This is a genomic window from Abiotrophia defectiva ATCC 49176 (assembly GCF_000160075.2).
GTDB lineage: Bacteria > Bacillota > Bacilli > Lactobacillales > Aerococcaceae > Abiotrophia > Abiotrophia defectiva.
Window position 1 is genome coordinate 80,563 of record NZ_KI535340.1, and the last position, 18,499, is coordinate 99,061.

At 47.6% G+C, this 18,499-nt stretch carries 17 protein-coding genes; 2 read left to right on the forward strand and 15 right to left on the reverse strand.

Annotation, left to right across the window (positions count from 1 at the left end):
* Nucleotides 1-7 precede the first annotated feature (7 nt).
* The 7 genes from GCWU000182_RS00405 to GCWU000182_RS00435 all read right to left on the reverse strand — a co-directional run bounded on the left by GCWU000182_RS00405 (nucleotide 8) and on the right by GCWU000182_RS00435 (nucleotide 5,930).
* Nucleotides 8-856, reverse strand: coding sequence for a metal ABC transporter permease (locus tag GCWU000182_RS00405; RefSeq protein WP_023390743.1), 849 nt, complete (start codon nucleotides 854-856; stop codon nucleotides 8-10).
* Nucleotides 853-1,584: a metal ABC transporter ATP-binding protein gene (locus tag GCWU000182_RS00410; protein ID WP_035363800.1), complete on the reverse strand. Its 732-nt coding sequence runs from the start codon at nucleotides 1,582-1,584 to the stop codon at nucleotides 853-855. The genes GCWU000182_RS00405 and GCWU000182_RS00410 overlap by 4 nt, the downstream gene beginning before the upstream one ends.
* A gap of 310 nt (nucleotides 1,585-1,894) precedes the next feature.
* Nucleotides 1,895-2,917 carry a lipoate--protein ligase gene (locus GCWU000182_RS00415; RefSeq protein WP_023390746.1) on the reverse strand — a complete coding sequence of 341 codons (1,023 nt, stop codon included), beginning with the start codon at nucleotides 2,915-2,917 and terminating at the stop codon, nucleotides 1,895-1,897.
* A 9-nt stretch (nucleotides 2,918-2,926) separates the two neighbouring features.
* On the reverse strand, nucleotides 2,927-3,796 hold the full coding sequence (locus tag GCWU000182_RS00420) for an SIR2 family NAD-dependent protein deacylase (RefSeq protein WP_023390747.1): 870 nt from the start codon (nucleotides 3,794-3,796) through the stop codon (nucleotides 2,927-2,929).
* Nucleotides 3,777-4,568 (reverse strand): protein-ADP-ribose hydrolase, encoded by a 792-nt coding sequence (locus GCWU000182_RS00425; protein ID WP_023390748.1) that lies wholly within the window; start codon nucleotides 4,566-4,568, stop codon nucleotides 3,777-3,779. The genes GCWU000182_RS00420 and GCWU000182_RS00425 overlap by 20 nt, the downstream gene beginning before the upstream one ends.
* A 16-nt stretch (nucleotides 4,569-4,584) precedes the next feature.
* The gene (locus GCWU000182_RS00430) at nucleotides 4,585-4,923 is read right to left on the reverse strand and encodes a glycine cleavage system protein H (protein WP_023390749.1); all 339 of its coding nucleotides are present in this window, start codon (nucleotides 4,921-4,923) and stop codon (nucleotides 4,585-4,587) included.
* Nucleotides 4,923-5,930, reverse strand: coding sequence for an MsnO8 family LLM class oxidoreductase (locus GCWU000182_RS00435; RefSeq protein ID WP_023390750.1), 1,008 nt, complete (start codon nucleotides 5,928-5,930; stop codon nucleotides 4,923-4,925). Before GCWU000182_RS00435 ends, GCWU000182_RS00430 begins: the two co-directional genes overlap by 1 nt.
* Before the next feature lie 150 nt (nucleotides 5,931-6,080).
* Between GCWU000182_RS00435 and GCWU000182_RS00440 the strand changes: the two genes are divergently transcribed.
* Nucleotides 6,081-7,283, forward strand: coding sequence for an NADH-dependent flavin oxidoreductase (locus tag GCWU000182_RS00440; RefSeq protein WP_035363802.1), 1,203 nt, complete (start codon nucleotides 6,081-6,083; stop codon nucleotides 7,281-7,283).
* 56 nt (nucleotides 7,284-7,339) lie between these two features.
* On the opposite strand, the gene ffh is transcribed toward GCWU000182_RS00440, so the two are convergent.
* The 8 genes from ffh to rnc all read right to left on the reverse strand — a co-directional run bounded on the left by ffh (nucleotide 7,340) and on the right by rnc (nucleotide 16,519).
* The gene (gene ffh, locus GCWU000182_RS00445; protein WP_023390752.1) at nucleotides 7,340-8,815 is read right to left on the reverse strand and encodes a signal recognition particle protein; all 1,476 of its coding nucleotides are present in this window, start codon (nucleotides 8,813-8,815) and stop codon (nucleotides 7,340-7,342) included.
* Between the two features lie 76 nt (nucleotides 8,816-8,891).
* Entirely contained in the window at nucleotides 8,892-9,212 is a 321-nt protein-coding gene (gene ylxM, locus GCWU000182_RS00450) for a YlxM family DNA-binding protein (protein WP_023390753.1), read from the reverse strand.
* 9 nt (nucleotides 9,213-9,221) lie between these two features.
* Nucleotides 9,222-9,593 carry a metal-dependent transcriptional regulator gene (locus GCWU000182_RS00455; RefSeq protein ID WP_023390754.1) on the reverse strand — a complete coding sequence of 124 codons (372 nt, stop codon included), beginning with the start codon at nucleotides 9,591-9,593 and terminating at the stop codon, nucleotides 9,222-9,224.
* Between the two features lie 131 nt (nucleotides 9,594-9,724).
* Nucleotides 9,725-10,159 (reverse strand): hypothetical protein, encoded by a 435-nt coding sequence (locus GCWU000182_RS00460; RefSeq protein ID WP_023390755.1) that lies wholly within the window; start codon nucleotides 10,157-10,159, stop codon nucleotides 9,725-9,727.
* 156 nt (nucleotides 10,160-10,315) lie between these two features.
* Nucleotides 10,316-11,338 carry a signal recognition particle-docking protein FtsY gene (gene ftsY, locus GCWU000182_RS00465; RefSeq protein WP_023390756.1) on the reverse strand — a complete coding sequence of 341 codons (1,023 nt, stop codon included), beginning with the start codon at nucleotides 11,336-11,338 and terminating at the stop codon, nucleotides 10,316-10,318.
* A gap of 37 nt (nucleotides 11,339-11,375) precedes the next feature.
* Complete coding sequence (locus GCWU000182_RS00470; RefSeq protein WP_023390757.1) at nucleotides 11,376-12,185, reverse strand: Cof-type HAD-IIB family hydrolase; 810 nt, start codon at nucleotides 12,183-12,185, stop codon at nucleotides 11,376-11,378.
* Nucleotides 12,186-12,223: 38 nt separating this feature from the next.
* Complete coding sequence (gene smc, locus GCWU000182_RS00475; RefSeq protein WP_035363804.1) at nucleotides 12,224-15,778, reverse strand: chromosome segregation protein SMC; 3,555 nt, start codon at nucleotides 15,776-15,778, stop codon at nucleotides 12,224-12,226.
* A gap of 3 nt (nucleotides 15,779-15,781) precedes the next feature.
* Nucleotides 15,782-16,519, reverse strand: coding sequence for a ribonuclease III (gene rnc, locus GCWU000182_RS00480; protein WP_051372904.1), 738 nt, complete (start codon nucleotides 16,517-16,519; stop codon nucleotides 15,782-15,784).
* A gap of 205 nt (nucleotides 16,520-16,724) precedes the next feature.
* On the opposite strand from rnc, the gene GCWU000182_RS00485 reads away from it, so the two are divergent.
* Entirely contained in the window at nucleotides 16,725-18,476 is a 1,752-nt protein-coding gene (locus tag GCWU000182_RS00485) for an oligopeptide ABC transporter substrate-binding protein (protein WP_023390760.1), read from the forward strand.
* The last annotated feature ends 23 nt before the right edge of the window (nucleotides 18,477-18,499 follow it).

Sequence of the window (18,499 nt, forward strand, 5' to 3'; positions counted from 1 at the left end):
TTATGTTTCATTTGCGTAAAACCCGCTTTCTAAAGAATTGTTGTTTTGGAGAGATGAAGAAGCTAATCGCGAAAATCACAGCTGAGGTGAGTACAATGCTGGAGCCGGCCGCCACGTTGAAGCTAGTCCCGAGGAAGAGACCTAATACTGAAGTCACAGCCCCCAAAGTCGATGAGAGGAGAATCATAGACTTAAGGCTATTGACGTAGAGATAGGCGGTGGCAGCAGGTGTAATAAGCATGGCCACAATCAGGATGGTTCCGACACTTTGCATGGCCGTTACAGACACTAAGGTCAAGAGAATCATTAAGAGGTAGTGGTAGAAGTTAACCTTCATACCCATGGCTTTAGCCATTTGCGGGTCGAAGGACGTAATCAACAACTCCTTGAAGAAGAGGATGATGACGATTAGCACCGCTACTGAAACCCAAATGGTAATCCACTTGTCAGAATCTTGAACCGCTAAGATATTCCCGAAGAGAATATGGAAGAGGTCTGTCGAACTCCGGGCCAAGCCAATCAGAATGACCCCCAAGGCCAAGAAGGAGGAGAAGGTAATCCCAATCGCTGTATCCCCCTTGATAATTGAATTTCCTCGAATGAAGGTAATAATCATGGAGGCAAAAAGCCCAAAGACAATGGCCCCGACGAAGAAATTAATCCCCAAGATGAAGGATAAAGCGACCCCTGGTAACACCGCATGGGAGATAGCATCCCCCATAAGAGACATCCCTCTTAGGATAATGAAACACCCTACAGCCCCTGAGACAATCCCAATGACAATGGCGGTGACTAGCGCATTCTGCATATAATGCAGGGTCGACACATTCTCAATAAAGTCATGAATCAAGGTCATACCAGGTCACCTCCCTTACTAAAATAAACACTGTCGCCATAGGCGGCCTTCATATTCTGGTCATTAAATACCTGCTCAGTAGGCCCTACAGCAATCAGTTGCTTATTGATGATAATCAACTGATCGAAGTAACGCCGTACCTTATGCAAATCATGATGGACAATCAAGACGGTCTTGCCTTGGGTCTTGAGATCCTTCAAGATATTCATAATAATCTCTTCACTGACCGAATCAATCCCTGTAAAGGGCTCGTCCAAGAAGATGTAATCTGCTTCTTGAACCAGACAACGTGCCATCAAAACGCGTTGGAACTGTCCACCCGAGAGGGCTGAGATTTGTCGGTTAGCGAAGTCACTCAAGCCAACTTGGGCGAGCGCTTTTTCAACTTTATTCCATTCTTTCTTACTTACCTTGCGGAAAATACCGAGATTACTATACGTGCCTAAGGAGACACATTCTTTGACCTTAATTGGAAAGTTGAAATCAATGTCGCTCTTTTGGCCGACATAAGCTACTTTCTTCAGCATCTTCGTGGCAGGCACCCCGTCTAGAAACACCTGGCCATCATGGTCTATCATGTTCAAGATTGCTTTGACAAAAGTAGATTTACCAGCACCGTTGGGCCCAATAATGCCGGTAATGGTCGGACCTGCTAATTCCATATTAACTCCTTCTAAAGCGACCACTTGATTGTCATAACTGACAGTTAGATCTTGTGTCTTAATCACATGAATCATCTCCTCTCTTACCGCTAATTATATTGTACACCAGAGAAAAGATTAGGTCAACCTAAAATGTTTAGGTTTGCAAAAATTTTTTCTTGCGATTTTAGGTTTAGGGGCTTTTAGCTTTCAAATTTATGTTTATCTATGGTCATAGGCGCTTTTCATGGCTAACTAATTATATCGGTTTCTTGTTAGCAGTGATATTAGTTTTGGCCACTGCATTTGAGACACCCACCAAAAAAATTAATGGCGAAAATTTTTCAAGCGGCATAATAAAAAGCCCCGCCCTTTTCAAAGGACAGGAGCCGAAATGTTAGGATAGGATTAAGTCCACCAGTTCTTGGGCGCTGACTGGACCAAAATAATGAGCCAAGTCTTGTTTGGATAGGACTTCTAATAAATCTTGCTTGGTAACAGGTGTGCCCAGTAAGGCTTCTTCAATATCTTGGATGGCCCCTTTACCGAAGAAATCACCATAGATGCGGCATTTGCTAATGCGACCAGCCTCAACTTCTAGGCTGAACTCTACAGTCCCGATAGCTAGATGAGCATCGCGATTATAGCTATAACGTGGCGAATTGCCATAGTTCCATTCCCAGTTGCGATACTTAGCATCCGCCAAGGCTTCAATGGCTTCCCAATCTTCTTCAGTCAGCTGATAGCGCTTGGCTTGATCAATGGAGTCAATCCCCATTAGACGGCAAATGACCTCATCCTTAAACTGGTCAATGGTCATATGGCGATAGGGTTCGTCCAAGAGTTCGCGCAAGCCCATAACCCGGCTGCGCACCGACTTAATGCCCTTAGAATCAATTTTCTTACGGTTAGGATTGAGCACTTCCACCATAGCTTCATAATCGACATCTAATAGGAGGGAGTGACCACCATAAATCTTGCCACCTACCATGGTCATGGCAGCACCTGATACCTTTTTACCTAGTGCCGTCAGGTCATTACGACCACTTGGTTCGACCTCACTTGCCCCCATATCATGCAAGAGTTTGACAACGGGTGCGTAGAAACGTTGATAGTTGCCATAGATATTGGTATGACCTGGCATAATATAGCAGACATTGACGGCCCCCTGATCGCAGTAGACCGCCCCACCGCCCGTGTCACGACGGACTAACTGAATATCATGTTCCTTAAGATAGTCATGGTTGACTTCAACTTCTGCGTTCTGGAAGCGACCGATTTCCACCTTAGGTTTACAGTAATAAGGGAAAAGTATGGTCTCGTCTAGGTCTAAATGATTAAGGACATAGACTTGCATAGCCAGCGTTAAGGCCCCATCAGGCAGATATTGGCCATTTCGAATAGGTTCAATTAGATACATGTGATCCTCCTAGGCTTGATTAGCCACACAGGCCAACAAGAGGTCTTTACTGTCTTGAGACAGCCAGACCGTCCGGTCTTGAATGGCGCGTGGCATGCGATATTGTTTTTGATTTAAAGTCACCAAGAGGGCATCCGGATTGGCCATGACCGCTTGGTGGAAAGGTTGCTTAATAAATTGTGGTGTGGTAAAGCCTACCCCGATTTCAAGATAGAGCACCTTGTCCCCTTCATGGTTAGCTAAGAAATCCTTGTAGCGACCCAATTGGGCCATAAAGTCTCCATCTTCCACCATGCCCTTTTCAGCATTTCGCTTGTTGATTTCTAGTGGCGCCCCACACTTAGGACAGAGGGGAATGTCTTCATAGGCCACCTGGCCTTGGACTTGGTGCTGAGCCAGATGGCGAATCAGCGCATGATCCCGATAGGTCTGGGCGTGGCAATGGCGACTGCACTGCATCAGGCCATACTCCCCCTGGATATGGAAGACCTTGTTAGGATCATAATCAGCCACCCAGAAGGCATTATCGGCATTGGTCGTAATGATATGGTAGTCCTTGTCCTTGAGTAAGTCTTTAAGAGCCAAGTAAGAAGGCCCCACGGGTTGATCCAGGTAGTTGAGGCAGACAAAACGACTTTGGAAGGCCCAATATTCCGACCAACTAGGGAAATCAAAGAGACTGGCCTGCAACATATCGAGAAAGCCATACTTTTCAATAAAGTCAGGAAAAGCCTCTTGGAAACGTGGGCCAATATAGGTAAAACCATCCGCAGCTGACATGCCAGCCCCAATCCCCACAACTACAGCCTGAGCTTCCTTAAGCAGGGCCAAGAGTTGTTGGGCTTGATTGGGATAGGTTTTAGTTAGTGCTTGCCACATGGGAGGCCTCCTTAGAATTAAGTAAGTCATGATAGAGTTGGTACTGGCTATCTGTCCAGACATTGAAGATGACCTTGAGCTTGGAACCTGTCTCCGCTAGATAAGCGGAGACAGTCTCAATGGCAATCGGCGTCGCCTCTTCAATAGGATAGGAAAATTCACCAGTCGAAATACAGCAGAAAGCGATTGTCGCCAAACCCGCTTGGTCGGCGCAAGCCAAGCAAGCTCGATAAGCCTTTTTGAGTAGGTCCTGCATCATGGGCGATACCGGCAAATGATGAATGCGTGGCCCTACCGTATGAATGACCTGCTTGGCTGGTAAATTAAAGCCGGATGTCATGAGAGCTTGACCGACAGGCAGCGGCTTACCACCCCGGGCTTTTTTCAAATCAGCACAGGCCAAGCGCAAAGCAACGCCGGCAAAAGTATGAATTTGGTTATCAATGCAATAATGGTTAGGTTCAAAGCAACCTAGCATGGCCGAATTAGCTGCATTCACAATAGCATCTACCGCTAAACGGGTAATATCGCCCTGCCAGAGATAGAGTGAGGGACGCGCTGTCTTCTGGCAATCTGCTAAGCCATAAATAGGTTCCTGCTGGCGCCAGGCCGCCAAGAAGCGACTTTCCAAATCCAGATAGTCCTGACTAACTGGATAAGGCAGGCGTTGATTAACTAAGCCACGATATTGCCGGAACTTTTCTTCATCACTGCCCGGCTCAGGGCTAGCCCCAAGATGACGAATCAGGGCGTCCAATTCTTGCGCAAACATGTCAGCCCCTCCTGTCTTAGTCTAGCGGATCTGGTAAGGCTAAGAAGGCTGCTTCCTCAACATCTGTCAAGCGCACCAACCAGGATTCTGCTGGATTGGCTGAGTTAAGCAAGGTTGGTTGATCTTGAGCAGCTGTGTTAACCTCCACAATACGCCCAGACAGGGGTGAGAAGATATCTAGGACGGTCTTAGAGGCTTCTAAACTTAAGAGAGAGTCGCCAGCCTCAACTTGGCTTTCGCGGGTAAATTCCACATAGCCGACTGTCCCAACATCGTCTTGTAATTCTGGTGTCATGCTAAGAGTATAGGTATCCCCTTCTTTTTCAACCCATAAATAGTTCCCTAATTTCTTCATTATAATTCCTCCGATTTCTTATCTTGATTTAGTTGATAGGCTTGCGCTAAAGCCTGGAGTGTCGCTTGTCGATTTTTAATGTCTGGCACTAAAGGAATGACCATTAGCTCCTCAAGGTCTAGACTAGCCGCCAAGTCATCTAGCTGCTGCTTGACTTGGTCAAGGGTGCCCACGACTACCCGCTGGCGATTAATTTCAATCTGTGCTCGGTCCTCCTGACTTAGGGGATAAACGGCCGCCTCCTGGACTGTTGGGAAGGTCTTGAATTCAGCATAATCTTGCTTGCCCAGTTGCCAGACGTCTAAGGCTGATAGGAGTTGCTGACACTGAGTCTCATCCTGTCCTAAGACTACAAAGACCGCTAGGCTAGCTTGCGGCCTGTGGCCTGCTTCTTGGCAGGCAGCTCGATAAGTAGTTAAGGCTTCTTGGGCACTGGCTAGTGGGTCTTTGCCTGGTGCTAGGAAATAGCCATAGACATAAGCCTGACCTAAACTTCCTGCTAACTGGGCTGACTGAAGGCCAGCCGACAGCAACCAGAGGGCTTCCTGGCTAGGACCTGCCGCATGTAAACCAACTGCATCAGGATCTGCTAAATACTCAACCAAGTCGGTCACTTGTTGGGCATAATCGGAACGCTTAAGCTCGCCCGTCCCCATCAATTCTCTGACAGAGCTGGTACCTGGATTATTTCCTAAGCCCACATTGACACGACCAGGATAGAGAGACCTGAGGGTAGTCACCCACTCAGCGACCTTATAAGGCTGGTAGTGAGGTAGCATGATGCCACCCGAACCAATCATAATGCGCTGCGTTTTACCCAACAAATGCATGATCATGAGCTCCGGGCTAGCACTGGCTAGGGCTGGCACCTGATGGTGCTCGGCCACCCAGAATCGGTGATAGCCCAATTCATCTGCTAATTGCGCTAGGGCCACTGTCTCCCTCAGGGCTTCTTGGCTTGTTCGGCCACTGTCTACCATGGCATAATCCAAAACACTTAATAACATGTGACCCCTCCATTTTCATCAATAATTTTATTATCAATCAGACCTAGGGGATTGTCAACTCATGGCGATTGACCAGATAAAATTTTCGTGCTAACGTGTAAGTATCTGATTATGCTAGCTGATTGAACAGCTGCCGAAGGAGTGTCTCACATGCCATCCCCCCTGCTTAGCCCACTAAGTCTAGGTGCCCATAGCTTAGCCAATCGCTTCGTTCTCTCACCTATGACCACTAATTCCTCAACCGCTCAAGGTCACATTACCGAAGAAGACTTGGCCTACTCCCGCCGCCGGGCCCAGTCAGCCCCCCTGCAAATCACCGGGGCTGCCTACATTCATCCCCAGGGACAACTCTTCGAATTTGGACCCAGTCTGGCTGAGGATGCCTGTGTACCGGGTTTGACAAAACTTGCTCAGGCTATGCAGCAAGATGGCGCCAAGGCGCTCATCCAATTGACCCACGCGGGACGATTTGCGGAGCCTTACCTGCGACGTCAGGGCTATGTTTACGGCCCCAGCCCAATGACCCTAAATTCCCCTATCCCCCACCAAGTAAAAGCCTTAGATCAGTCACAGATTAAGGCCATTATTGGCTACTATGCGGACGCAACGCGCCGAGCCATCCAAGCGGGCTTTGCCGGCATCGAGTTATCCAGTGCCCAACGTCTGCTGCCTCAGTCCTTCTTGTCAACCTTCTCCAACCAGCGGACGGATGCATATGGGGCTGATAGTCTAGAAAATCGCGCTCGCTTGATTTTAGAAATTTGGGACGCCATTATGGAAGTCGTCGAACGACTAGCACCTTCAGGCTTTATCCTAGGCTATCGCTGTACGCCTGAGGAAACACGTGGCCAAGAAGTCGGCTATACAGTAGAAGAATTCAATCAAGTGACGGATTGGATTTTGGAGCGTGTGCCCTTGGACTACCTCTGCCTAGCAAGTTGGGGACGGGATGTCTTCCGCAACCGCGTGAGAGCTGCGGGCCCCCATCAAGGCCGTCTAATCAACCAAGTCGTCCACGAGCACTTAGCTGGTCGGCTTCCTCTCATGGTAACGGGTGGCATTAATTCTATTGCCAAGGCCCAAGAAGCCCTAGAACATGCTGAATTAGTGGGGATTTCCACCCCCTTTGTGGCGGATCCAGACTTTGTCAATAAGTTTGCTGCAGGAGATCCTAATCCGATTAATCTGCAGATTAGTCCTGAAGACTTGGCCGACTTGGCCATTCCTCAGGCCGCCTTCAAGGACATTGTCCGCATGATGGATATCGGCCAAGCCCTGCCACAAGATACCCGCGACCAATTCCGCAAGTTGGAAGAGAATTATAAGGGCGATAATACCTTCAAAGAAGTTTAGACTTTCGCTTATATAGCTAGAAAAAGAGGCTGGAATATCCAGCCTCTTTGCTTATCTTAACGACGTTTCTTCAATTTTTTGAGTTTGCGTTGTAAGTCCTTTTCAGCCTTACGTTTAGCTAACTGTTCGGGTGTCATGAAGTCGGTATCACTCATACCGCCGCCCCCCATACCTGGGAAGCCACCACCGCCTTGTTGGAGTTGGGCCATCATTTTCTTCATACCGCCCATCTTACCATTAGACATTTGGCTCATCATATCGCGTGACTGATTGAACTGTTTAATCATGCGGTTAACATCGGCTAGCGACTGACCACAACCAGCTGCAATCCGTTTACGACGGCTCTGAGAAATAATATCTGGATTCTCACGTTCAGCTGGTGTCATGGAGAGGACAATGGCCTTAACACGCGCCATATCCTTCTGGTTGACATCTAGTTCATCCAGGCCAGGAATCTTGTTAATACCTGGGATTAACTTAATCAAGTCCTTGAGTGGGCCCATCTTGTTGACTTGGTCCATTTGCTCGATAAAGTCATTAAAGTCAAAGCTATTGGCCTTAATCTTATCCGCCATCTCTTGGGCGCGGGCTTCATCAAACTCCTGTTGAGCTTTCTCAATCAGGGTCATCATATCCCCCATACCTAGAATCCGGCTAGACATACGGTCTGGATAGAATGGCTCCAGGGCGTCTAGTTTTTCACCTTGACCGGTGAACTTAATTGGACGGTCAATGATTGAGCGAATCGATAAAGCCGCCCCGCCCCGGGTATCCCCATCTAATTTGGTGATAATCACCCCGGTAATATCCAGAGAATCGTTGAAGGCCTTGGCCACGTTGACCGCGTCTTGACCGGTCATGGCATCCACTGTCAGCAGAATTTCGTGCGGGTTAACCGCTGCCTTAATTTGACGTAACTCTTCCATCAGGGTCTCATCGACGTGCAGACGACCTGCCGTATCGATTAAGACCACATCATTGCCTTGTATACGAGCTTGAGCCACCGCTTGACGGGCAATTTCAACCGGGCTAACATCAGAACCTAAGCTAAAGACATCAAACCCTAATTGCTGACCAATGGTTTGGAGTTGGGCAATGGCTGCTGGACGGTAAATATCGCCCGCTACCAGCAAAGGACGCTTCTTGCCTTGAGCTTGAACGTATTTGGCCAATTTACCTACGGTTGTCGTCTTCCCGGCCCCTTGGAGACCAGCCATCATGATAATGGTTGGCGGTTGGGTCGCAAAGTTAAGTGGCACCTGTTCGCCACCCATGAGGGCGGTTAATTCTTCGTCAACAATCTTGACTACTTGTTGAGCGGGTGATAATGAAGCCAAGACATCTGAGCCTAAGGCCCGTTCATTGACTGTCTTAACAAAACTCTTCACCACTTGGAAGTTAACGTCGGCCTCTAAAAGGGCTAGACGAATCTCCCGCATCATCTGTCTTAAGTCTGCTTCGCTAATGGTACCTCCGGCACCAATGCCGCTAATGGCATTCTGCAAGCGTTCGGATAATCCTTCAAACGCCATTGTGTTCCTCCTTCTTGGCTAGCACTCAACTAGCCCCATGTTTTGATTTTATCTTGTTCATCATTACAGGATCAAGCTACTGATCCATGGCCCGAATTTCTGCTAGGAAAGTCTGACCCACTTGGTCCGTATGACTGGCTATCTGGTCTAGCAAGGCTAGTCTTGCCTCTCGACGTGCTAAGAGATGGAGCTGATCTTCATAGTGCTCTAAAGTCTGCTCAGCCCGCTTCAAATTATCCCGGACGGCCTGGCGACTAATATCATAGTGGTCAGCAATTTCAGCCAGGGAAAAGTCTTCCTCGTAGTAGAGGCCAAGCATAGCTTGTTGCTTATCAGTCAAGAGCCCGCCGTAAAAACCAAGCAGCTGATTGACCCGCATTACTTTTGCTAAATCCATTAGAGACGCCTACCCTTCAGGATATTGGATATAGGCAGCCAAGCGATTGGCCAAATCCGTTGAAGTTGCGTGTTCTAAGAGCTCAGCCAATTCATGGACTTCCGTCTTAGTATAGCCTAGTTTGTGCTCTAAGAAATATTCCCAGATTTCATGCTTACGCACTAGTTCAATGGCTAATTTCTGACCTTGAGGCGTTAGCATGGCTCCGCTATAGGGCTTATAGGCAACCAAGCCTTCTTGGGCCAATTTAGTAATCATCTCACTCACCGAAGGGGGGGCTACATTGAGACCAGTGGCAATTTCCTTGTTAGAAACATATTGTCCATGTCCTGCCTCGTGAATGAACTTAAGGTAGTCTTCTTGACTTTGGCTTTTTTTCATTGCGACACCTCGTCTCCTAATCCTTCTTGTCTTATTCTACCATGTTTCTAGAGTCAAGACAAACTAGATTAGGCCTGCCTAAGTCTTATTGTTATAAAAACAACCTAGTGCCCAAAGAGCACTAGGTTATTTTAGCTATCTGCTTGCAAAAATGATAAGAGATAAGGTTCTAGAATAAAAGCCACACTTACCCCAACTGCCCATGACAAGGGATAATCGGCTAGGAAGGCAGGGCCAGTTGCCGGCCCAAAGCCAAAGATCAGCAGCTTGAAATAGATGGTCACAGCCGCCGCGACTACCGCACAAATCATGGCGTTCGTTGCCAAACGCAAAGGCCAGCCGCTTAATGACAGAGTTGACTTAAGTGGCTTGGTGATCAAGTCAAAAGGAAAGCCCACGCCGACCAAGACACTGATAATAATGGCTTGTGTCGTATCCACGGCCAACTGCCCCCAAGAAAACTGACTATATTTTATTAAAATAGCGGCTGAAATGGCCGTACTAGCAAAGATGGATAAAAGTAGATTATATTGAATGACAAACTTAAAGGAAGATTGTTTTTCCATAGGACCTCCTCAAACAGATAGATTGTTAACATCTTATCCTACCCTAAAAAAATCCCACACGCAAGTAAAGTTTTCCTTAAGATTGCGATAATCCAAATCACAGCGACTTCATCTCCATTACAAAAAGAGGCTGGGCTAACCCAACCTCTCGCTATCTTAATGCTTCACTTCTAGAACATCCTTGACCAAGCTGTACATATAGGCTTCAGCATCAAACTTCTTCAAGTCAGTCGCCTTCTCACCGAGACCAATGTACTTAACTGGAATATCCAATTCATAGCGAATGGAGAGGACTACGCCCCCTTTGGCTGTTCCATCTAACTTAGTCAGCACCAAGCCGGTAATCTCAGTTGCTTCATTAAATTGTTTGGCCTGGATGAGCGCATTTTGCCCGGTTGTCGCGTCCAAAGCTAATAGGACTTCTTGGACCCCATTTGGGTTCTCACGCTCAATAATCCGCTTAATCTTAGCCAATTCTTCCATGAGATTGGCCTTGGTCTGTAAACGACCGGCCGTATCAACTAAGAGATAGTCATAACCTTCAGCGTTGGCTTTCTTAACCGCATCATAGACAACCGCAGCCGGGTCACCTTGGGCCTTGCCCGTTACCACCGGAATATCCAGACGCTCGCCCCAGACATTCAGTTGCTCGACAGCACCAGCCCGGAAGGTATCGGCAGCCGCCATGAGGACCTTGTGGCCTTCTTGCTTGAGCTGATAACCAATCTTACCGACCGAGGTTGTCTTCCCTACCCCATTAACCCCGACAAAGAGGATAACGGTAGGGCCATCTGGGTTCTCCTTAAGTGAAACCAGATTTTGGCCGCCTCTCTCATAGACTTGGACCATTTTCTCCAGAAGGACGCGTTTCACATCTTCTGGCTTGTGGACCCCGGTCCGTTCGATTTCATCACGAATGGCATCAGTAATAGCGATAGTCATCGCAAAACCAACGTCCGCCCCGATAAAGGCTTCTTCCAAGTCCTCATAGAACTCCTCATCCACTTCGCGGAAGCTCGTGAAGAGGTTGGTCATAATATCAGTGAAGTTGCGACGGGTCTTGGCTGTCCCTTGGTCGTAGGAGTCAATGACTATCTGGTCTTCTTTTTTTACTTCTTCTTCTTTGACAACGGCATCTTCCCCGGTAAAGGCACGCCGTATACGATCAAATAACCCCATGGGTTCACCCCTTTCTAAGTCTTAGCTGACTTTTGGTTTACACAATAAATTTATGAATAGCGTGAGCCACGCCATCTTCCTCATTAGTTAAGGAGACATATTGGGCAGACGCCTTAACTTGTTCAGTAGCATTGCCCATGGCTACGCCTAGACCTGCTAATTCAATCATAGACAGGTCGTTTTCCTGGTCGCCCATGGTCATCATTTCTTGCGGACTAATATCTAAGAGTTCCCCTAATTTAGCTAGGGTATCACCCTTGCTGACGCCTTTTTTCATGACTTCAAGGAAGAAGGAGCGTGACTTGAAAACAGCGTATTGGTCCTTGAAATCCGGATCCAACTTAGGAATTTGAGCATCCAAATGTTCCTGAGTGGTGACAATGACGAATTTATTAAAGGCATGATCTGGATCAAAGGTCTTGTAGTCTTGGACCACACTCGGCACATTAGTGACATTTTCCAAATAGAGGGATGGATAGCCTACCGGATAGGCAGTCGGCTCATAGAGACGATCGGCATCAATGACATTAATTGGTAAATCCAAATTTTGTGTCACTTGATACCAAGCCAAGACATCTGATGTCCCTAGAGTATTAGAGACTAATACCTGGCCATCCTGAGCCTTTTGGACCATACCACCGTTGAAGGTCACAATGTAATCTTCTGGGTCTACCAAGCCTAAATCAGCTAGGAAATGTTTCATGGCAAAGTAAGGTCGGCCAGTACAGAGCACCACCTTGACCCCCTTGGATTTAGCATAGGCTAGTGCCTGGCGGTTAGCCTGGGATACTTCTTTTTGAGCATTGAGTAAGGTACCATCGAGGTCAATGGCAATTAGCTTAATCATAGCCTTCCTCCTTCTATAAATAGGTTTGAATCTAATACTTAGTCGTAGTTGGCTTCACTCAAACGTACTGAAGCCAACTTGGAGACACCGGATTGCTCCATGGTAACCCCATAGAGCACGTCGGCATGTTCCATAGTCCCCTTACGGTGAGTAATGACGATGAACTGCGTATTTTCAGTAAAGTTCTGCAAATATTGGCCATAACGGAAGACGTTGGCATCATCCAAGGCCGCCTCCACTTCGTCCAAGACACAGAAGGGAACAGGACGCGTCTCCAGAATGGCAAACAAGAGCGCAATGGCAGTAAAGGCCCGCTCGCCCCCGGATAGGAGGGCTAGATGCTGCTTACGCTTGCCTGGCGGTTGAGCAATAATGTCAATCCCTGTTGTCAACAAATCACTTGGATCAGTCAATTGCAGGGCGGCTTCCCCACCAGCAAAGAGTTTCTTAAAGATTTTCTGGAATTGTTGGTTGATTTGATGGAAGGCCTCGCTGAATCGCTTGATTACTTCCGCATCCATCTCATCCATGGTTTCTTGTAATTGTCCCATAGCAGTCAGCAGATCGGTTTCTTGCTCCCGTAAATGAGTGTAACGCTCATCTAGGGCAGCATAATCGTCAATGGCTGCCAAGTTAATGGGACCTAAATTGTCAATTTGACGCTTAATCTGCTTAACTTGTTGGCTAACTTGACTAGCATCTTCTAGCTGACTAGCTTCTGTCTTGGCTGCTTCATAGGTCAGTTGATATTCTTGGCTTAAATAATCCAAGTGAGAATCAATCAGGGATTCATTTTTCTCAATCTGAGCCTGTGCTCGTGCTTCATCCTTATAAAGTTGTTGAAGCTGACCCTGAAGTTGGCGATCTTCTTGTTCATGAGCCCGATAGGCCTCGTTGAGAACCCGCCGCGCTTCTCTTAATGCTGCCAGTTCCGCTTGTTGCTCCTGAGCCGTGGCCTCTAAGTCCGCTAATTGCTCTAGCAAATCAGCCGATTGACGCTCTAATTCGGCTAAATCGGCAGTATTCTGGTCTGCCAGATTCTCATACTGCATAAGAAAATTCTGACGTTCCTCTAATTGACTCTTAGCTGTTGCCAGGTCATGTCGCAACTGCCGCACTTCTACTTGCTTAACGGCTTCTTGAGTCCGGTAATGGGATAGCGAGGCATCTAGAACTTGTAGTTGCTGTTGACGATCCTCTTCGCTCAAGTTCAATTGTTGTAAATCCTGACTGAGACGGGCAATGGCCGCTTGAGCCGCTACTAAGTCTTCCTGAGCTTGTGCATAGTGGGCTTCCGCATTGGCAATAGTCTGGCTTAGCTGACTGACTTCGTCTTGGGCAATCAATTGATGTTGAGATTGATGCTTGACTTGGCTGGCCAAGTGACCTAAGCCTTCTTGGGCTTGTTGGAAGGCTAAATCCGCCTGACTCATGCTAAGTCGAGCGGCTTCCACCTGCCCCTGCAAGTCTTGAATTTGGACTTGGAAAGCTTGCCATTCAGCTTCCGCCTGAGCTCGGTCTTTGATGACTTGCGCCAAGTCGGCCTTGGCTGCTTCATACTCTTGGTTACGAGCTAACATGGAGCTAGTTTGTTGCTTCTGGCGTCCACCGGTGATGGAACCACCCGGCATGAGGACTTCTCCATCCAGGGTTACAATCTTGACCTGATGCTTAAGGGCTTTGGCAAGGCTTTGGGCCGCTTCGATACGGTCACAGACTAAGGTAGTCCCCAGCAAATTGGCCACAATTATCTGGTTCACTGGATCATACTCCACTAAATCAGAAGCTAGGCCAATAAAACCAGTAGTCTGACTAGCTGTTTGGATTTGTCCAGCGCCTAGATGGCGGGCCTTCATGCTAGCACGAGGCAGGAAGGTAGCACGCCCTGCTTGGGCTTGCTTAAGGTAGGCAATGGCCGCCCGAGCAGCCGCATCATCTGTTACGACTACGTGTTGGACACTAGCACCTAGGGCCGTATCAATGGCTACTTGATAGTCAGCCGGCACCTTAATCAGGTCTGCCACTGTCCCTTCAATTCCCTGCAATTGCTTTTTACGCTTCATAATGGCTTTGACGCCTGCGTAATAACCCGCATAGTCGGCTTGGAGTTGGGCCAAGGATTGAACCTTAGCATCCAGCATCTGGCTTTGGCGCTCAAATTGGAAGAGTTTGGCCTGCAAGGCTTCACGTTGGCTATTGCCTTGACGCAACTGTTCATTCAGAGTCTGGAAGACTTGGCGAGCACTGGCTTGAGTCTCACGACTGCTTTCGTAGCGTTCCTGAGCCTCAAGGTATTGACTCTCTAAGTCTCCTTGATCCGCTTGTGCTTGAGCAGCCTGAGCCTGGTAATGAGCCAGACGTGCTTGGGCTTGTTGCTTAATTTGTTCTTGGTGAGCCAACTGGTTCTTAGCACTGGCTTCAGCCTGATAGGCATCAATTAAGTCTGCTCGCAGGCGCTCGGCCTGGTCTTCTGAAAGACCCGCAAGACTGGATCGCTCGGATTCCAGCTTGGCCAGATGTTGCTTGATTTCTGCCATTTCCAACTGAACCTTGCCTTCTTCTTCCTTCAAGGCTGATAGGCGCTCAGTTAGGGTTTGAGCCTCCGCCTGATGTTGTTGGTAGCTTAGTTGCTTCTCATGTAAATTGGAGGTGTTGAACTGGATTTGTTGGTCCAGCATTTGTTGCTTGGCCCTGGTCTGTTCAATGACTTGAACCTGAGCTTGGTTGCGCTCTGAGGCTTGCTCAATCTGCTGGATATAATCTTCTAAGCTAGCTTGTTCTTGCTCCAGTTGGGCGGTTAAGGCCTCTAACTGGGCAGTTACTTGAGCTAATTCTTGGCTAACGGCCTGATTCTTAGCCTTGGCCGCTTGCCAGGCATCACGATATTGTTCAACCTGATAGACATAGAGGGAAATCTCTAATTGCTTGAGGGCTTCCTTCTGTTCCAAATAAAGCAAGGCCGCTTCTTGTTGTTGCTTGAGTGGCTTAAGTTGGAGCTCCAACTCATGAATAATGTCCCGCACCCGGCTAAGATGGTCACTGGATTTGCTGAGTTTGCGCTCGGCTTCCTGCTTACGGAACTGGTACTTCTGAACTCCTGCCGCCTCTTCAAAAATAGAGCGGCGTTCTTCCGGCTTATTGAGGAAGATGGATTCCACCTTACCTTGGGAAATCATAGCAAAGCTGTTCTTACCCAAACCAGAGTCTAGAAGTAAATCGACGATATCCTTGAGTCGGACCGCCTCATTATTAATGAAGTACTGGGATTCCCCATTACGGTTGTAGGAACGCGTAATGGAAATTTCGCTAAAATCATAGTCCAAGTATCGGTCTTCGTTATTGAGGACCAAGGTAACTTTGGCTAGGTTGACCGCCTTACGGGCTTGGGTCCCGTTAAAGATGACGTCCTCCATCTTATTGCCCCGTAAGCTCTTAGCGGATTGCTCCCCTAAGACCCAACGGATAGCTTCCGAGAGGTTAGACTTGCCCGACCCGTTAGGGCCGACGACCGCCGTCATCCCGCGGTCAAATTCAATGACAGTCTTGTCGGCAAAAGACTTAAAACCTGTCATTTCAATACGTGCTAAATACAAGGCTTAACCTCCCTTTCTAAGTGTTGAATCTGGCAACTTGAGGCTGCCGGTTTTGGGATCTACGGATGCCATCCCCAGCTCAGCCGCCTGCATTTCAGCTTGCTTCTTGCTGGAACCTTGGCCAGTGGCAATATGTTGGTCATTAACATAGAGCTCGACGGTGAAAATTTGGTCGTGGGCAGGACCCTGCTTATCTTTGAGGCGATAGTCAATCTGGACCGTCCCTTGCTTTTGAACTCGCTCTTGGAAGAGGGTCTTGTGGTCTTGAGTTACTCTGCCCAGCAAGAGCTGGTGTTGACTGAACATAACCCGGTTGAGATAGTCTTTGGCGACCTCTAGTCCCTGATCTTCATAGATTGCGCCCAGAACCGCTTCGAAGCAGTCGGCTAAGATCGAGTCACGCTCCCGACCTCCGCTCAACTCCTCCCCCTTACCCAGTTGAAGGAATTGGTTAAATTTTAATTGGCGAGCCAAGTAGGCCAAGCTCTTCTCTTGCACGATTTGGGCTCTCATGCGGGTTAATTTACCTTCGGGTAAGTTTGGATAGCTGTGATAGAGAAATTCACTGGATAACAGTTCTAAGACGGCATCGCCCAAAAATTCCAAACGCTCATAATGTGGTAAGTGGCGTCTGGCTTGTTCATTTGCATAGGATGTATGGCGAAAGGCCTGTTGAATTAATTCCGGCTTTTTGAAAGTCAGATTCAACTGCTTCTCTATTACACGAATGGTCCGATTCATCGCCATTCACCTCCTCTGTATCATCCTATCTATTTTATCACGTTTGCCCCCCTTTTGACAAAGGGAAGTCAAGCTATAACTTAAAACTATAAGACCTAATAGTTATTTAACATAAACTATTCGCTTACATTGCCTTGAAAAGGCTTGAAAATAGGAGTAAACTGTTACAGTATCTTACAATTAATTATTTTGTGGAGGGATATACATGAATCATTCCGTACTGCGTAAAGCAGCGATTTTAGGCTTGGCTGCCTTTACCTTGGCAGGGACCTTCAGCCCTGCAGTTAATGCACAAGTTTCGCTTGAAACAAGTGTCGACAACGAAGGAACCCCTATTCAAGGTGGGACTTTGAAAATTGCGGCGGTAGCTGGCGAGCCATTTTCTGGTGCCTTCAGCTCTCTAGTGGCTGACCAATCGACTGACTTAAGCGTCGTGGAAGGCTACATCAACACTGGGCTTTTCGAATATGACGAAAACCTTCAAATTAAGGATACTGGTTTAGCAAGTGCCAAACTAGATCCTGAGAACAAGAAAGTTACCATCACCATTCGTAAAGACCAAAAATGGTCAGATGGTCAACCTCTTACTATCGATGACGTCATCGCGCCTTACTATATCATCGCCAATAAGGACTACACAGGTATCCGCTATGGGGATGACTTCAAGAACGTTGTCGGGATCGAAGACTACCATGACGGCAAATCCGACACCATCTCAGGTCTCAAGAAGATTGACGATTACACGCTTGAAATTAGCTACAAGACCTTCTCTGCTTCTATGAAGCAAGTTGGGGGTGGGATCTCTCCATACGTAGAACCTAAACATATTTATGACAAAATTGCCATTAAGGATATTGCTGATAGCGACCAAGTACGTGTCAATCCAGTCGGCATGGGGCCATTCCGCGTTAAATCCATCACGCCAGGTGAAGCCATTGTCTTAGAATCCAACGAATACTACTTCAAGGGCAAACCAAAAGTTGACGGTGCTGTCATTGAGGTGGTCAACCCATCTACTGCCGTTGCTGAAATGAAGGCTGGTAACTACGACTTAGCTGAATTACCAACTGATGCATACGATACCTTTAAAGATGCCTCCAACTTCAAGACCATTGGGACAGTTGAAAACACCTATTCCTACATCGGCTTCAAGTTCGGTAGCTGGAACAAGGATAAGGAAGAAGTTGAGATGGACCCTAGCAAGGTCATCCAAAATAAGGCTTTACGTCAAGCCATGGCTTACGCCTTCGATGCAGACGCTGTCGGTCAACGCTTCTTCAGCGGCCTCCGCTTCCGTGCTAACACCTTGATTCCTTCCCTCTTCAAGAGCGTGCACGCTTCAGATCTTCCTGGCTTCACTTATGACCCAGAAAAATCTAAACAAATCTTAGCTGATGCGGGCTTTGTAGATAAAGATGGCGACGGCTTCATAGAAGATCCTAACGGTAAGCCATTCACCCTCAAATTCTTAGCTCGTAGTTCTAGCGATATTGCTGAACCACTCTGGTCCTACTTCGTTGACTCTTGGAAGCAAGTGGGGATTAATGTCGAATTGTTAGACGGTCGTCTCTATGACTTTAACTCCTATGCTGATATGCTCCGCAGCGATGATCAATCATTTGATGTCTTTGAAGGGGCTTGGGGTACCGGTGGTGACCCAAATCCAACTGGTTTCTATAGTAAGAAAGCACCATTCAACTACGAACGTTGGGCTGATGATAAGAACGAAGAATTGTTAGATGCCCTCTCTTCTGACAAGGCCTTCGATGAAGCCTACCGTAAGGAAGCCTTCCATGCATGGCAAGCTTACACCAACGAGGAGCTTCCTGCAATTCCTTACCTCTACCGTTACGGTATTCGTTCTGTCAACAACCGTGTTAAACACTATGATGTTGCGAACGGCTCAAGCTTCGGGATTGAACAGTTAGAATTAACTGCTGACGAACCAATTAAATAATTTGGCTACTGCCCTAGGCTAGG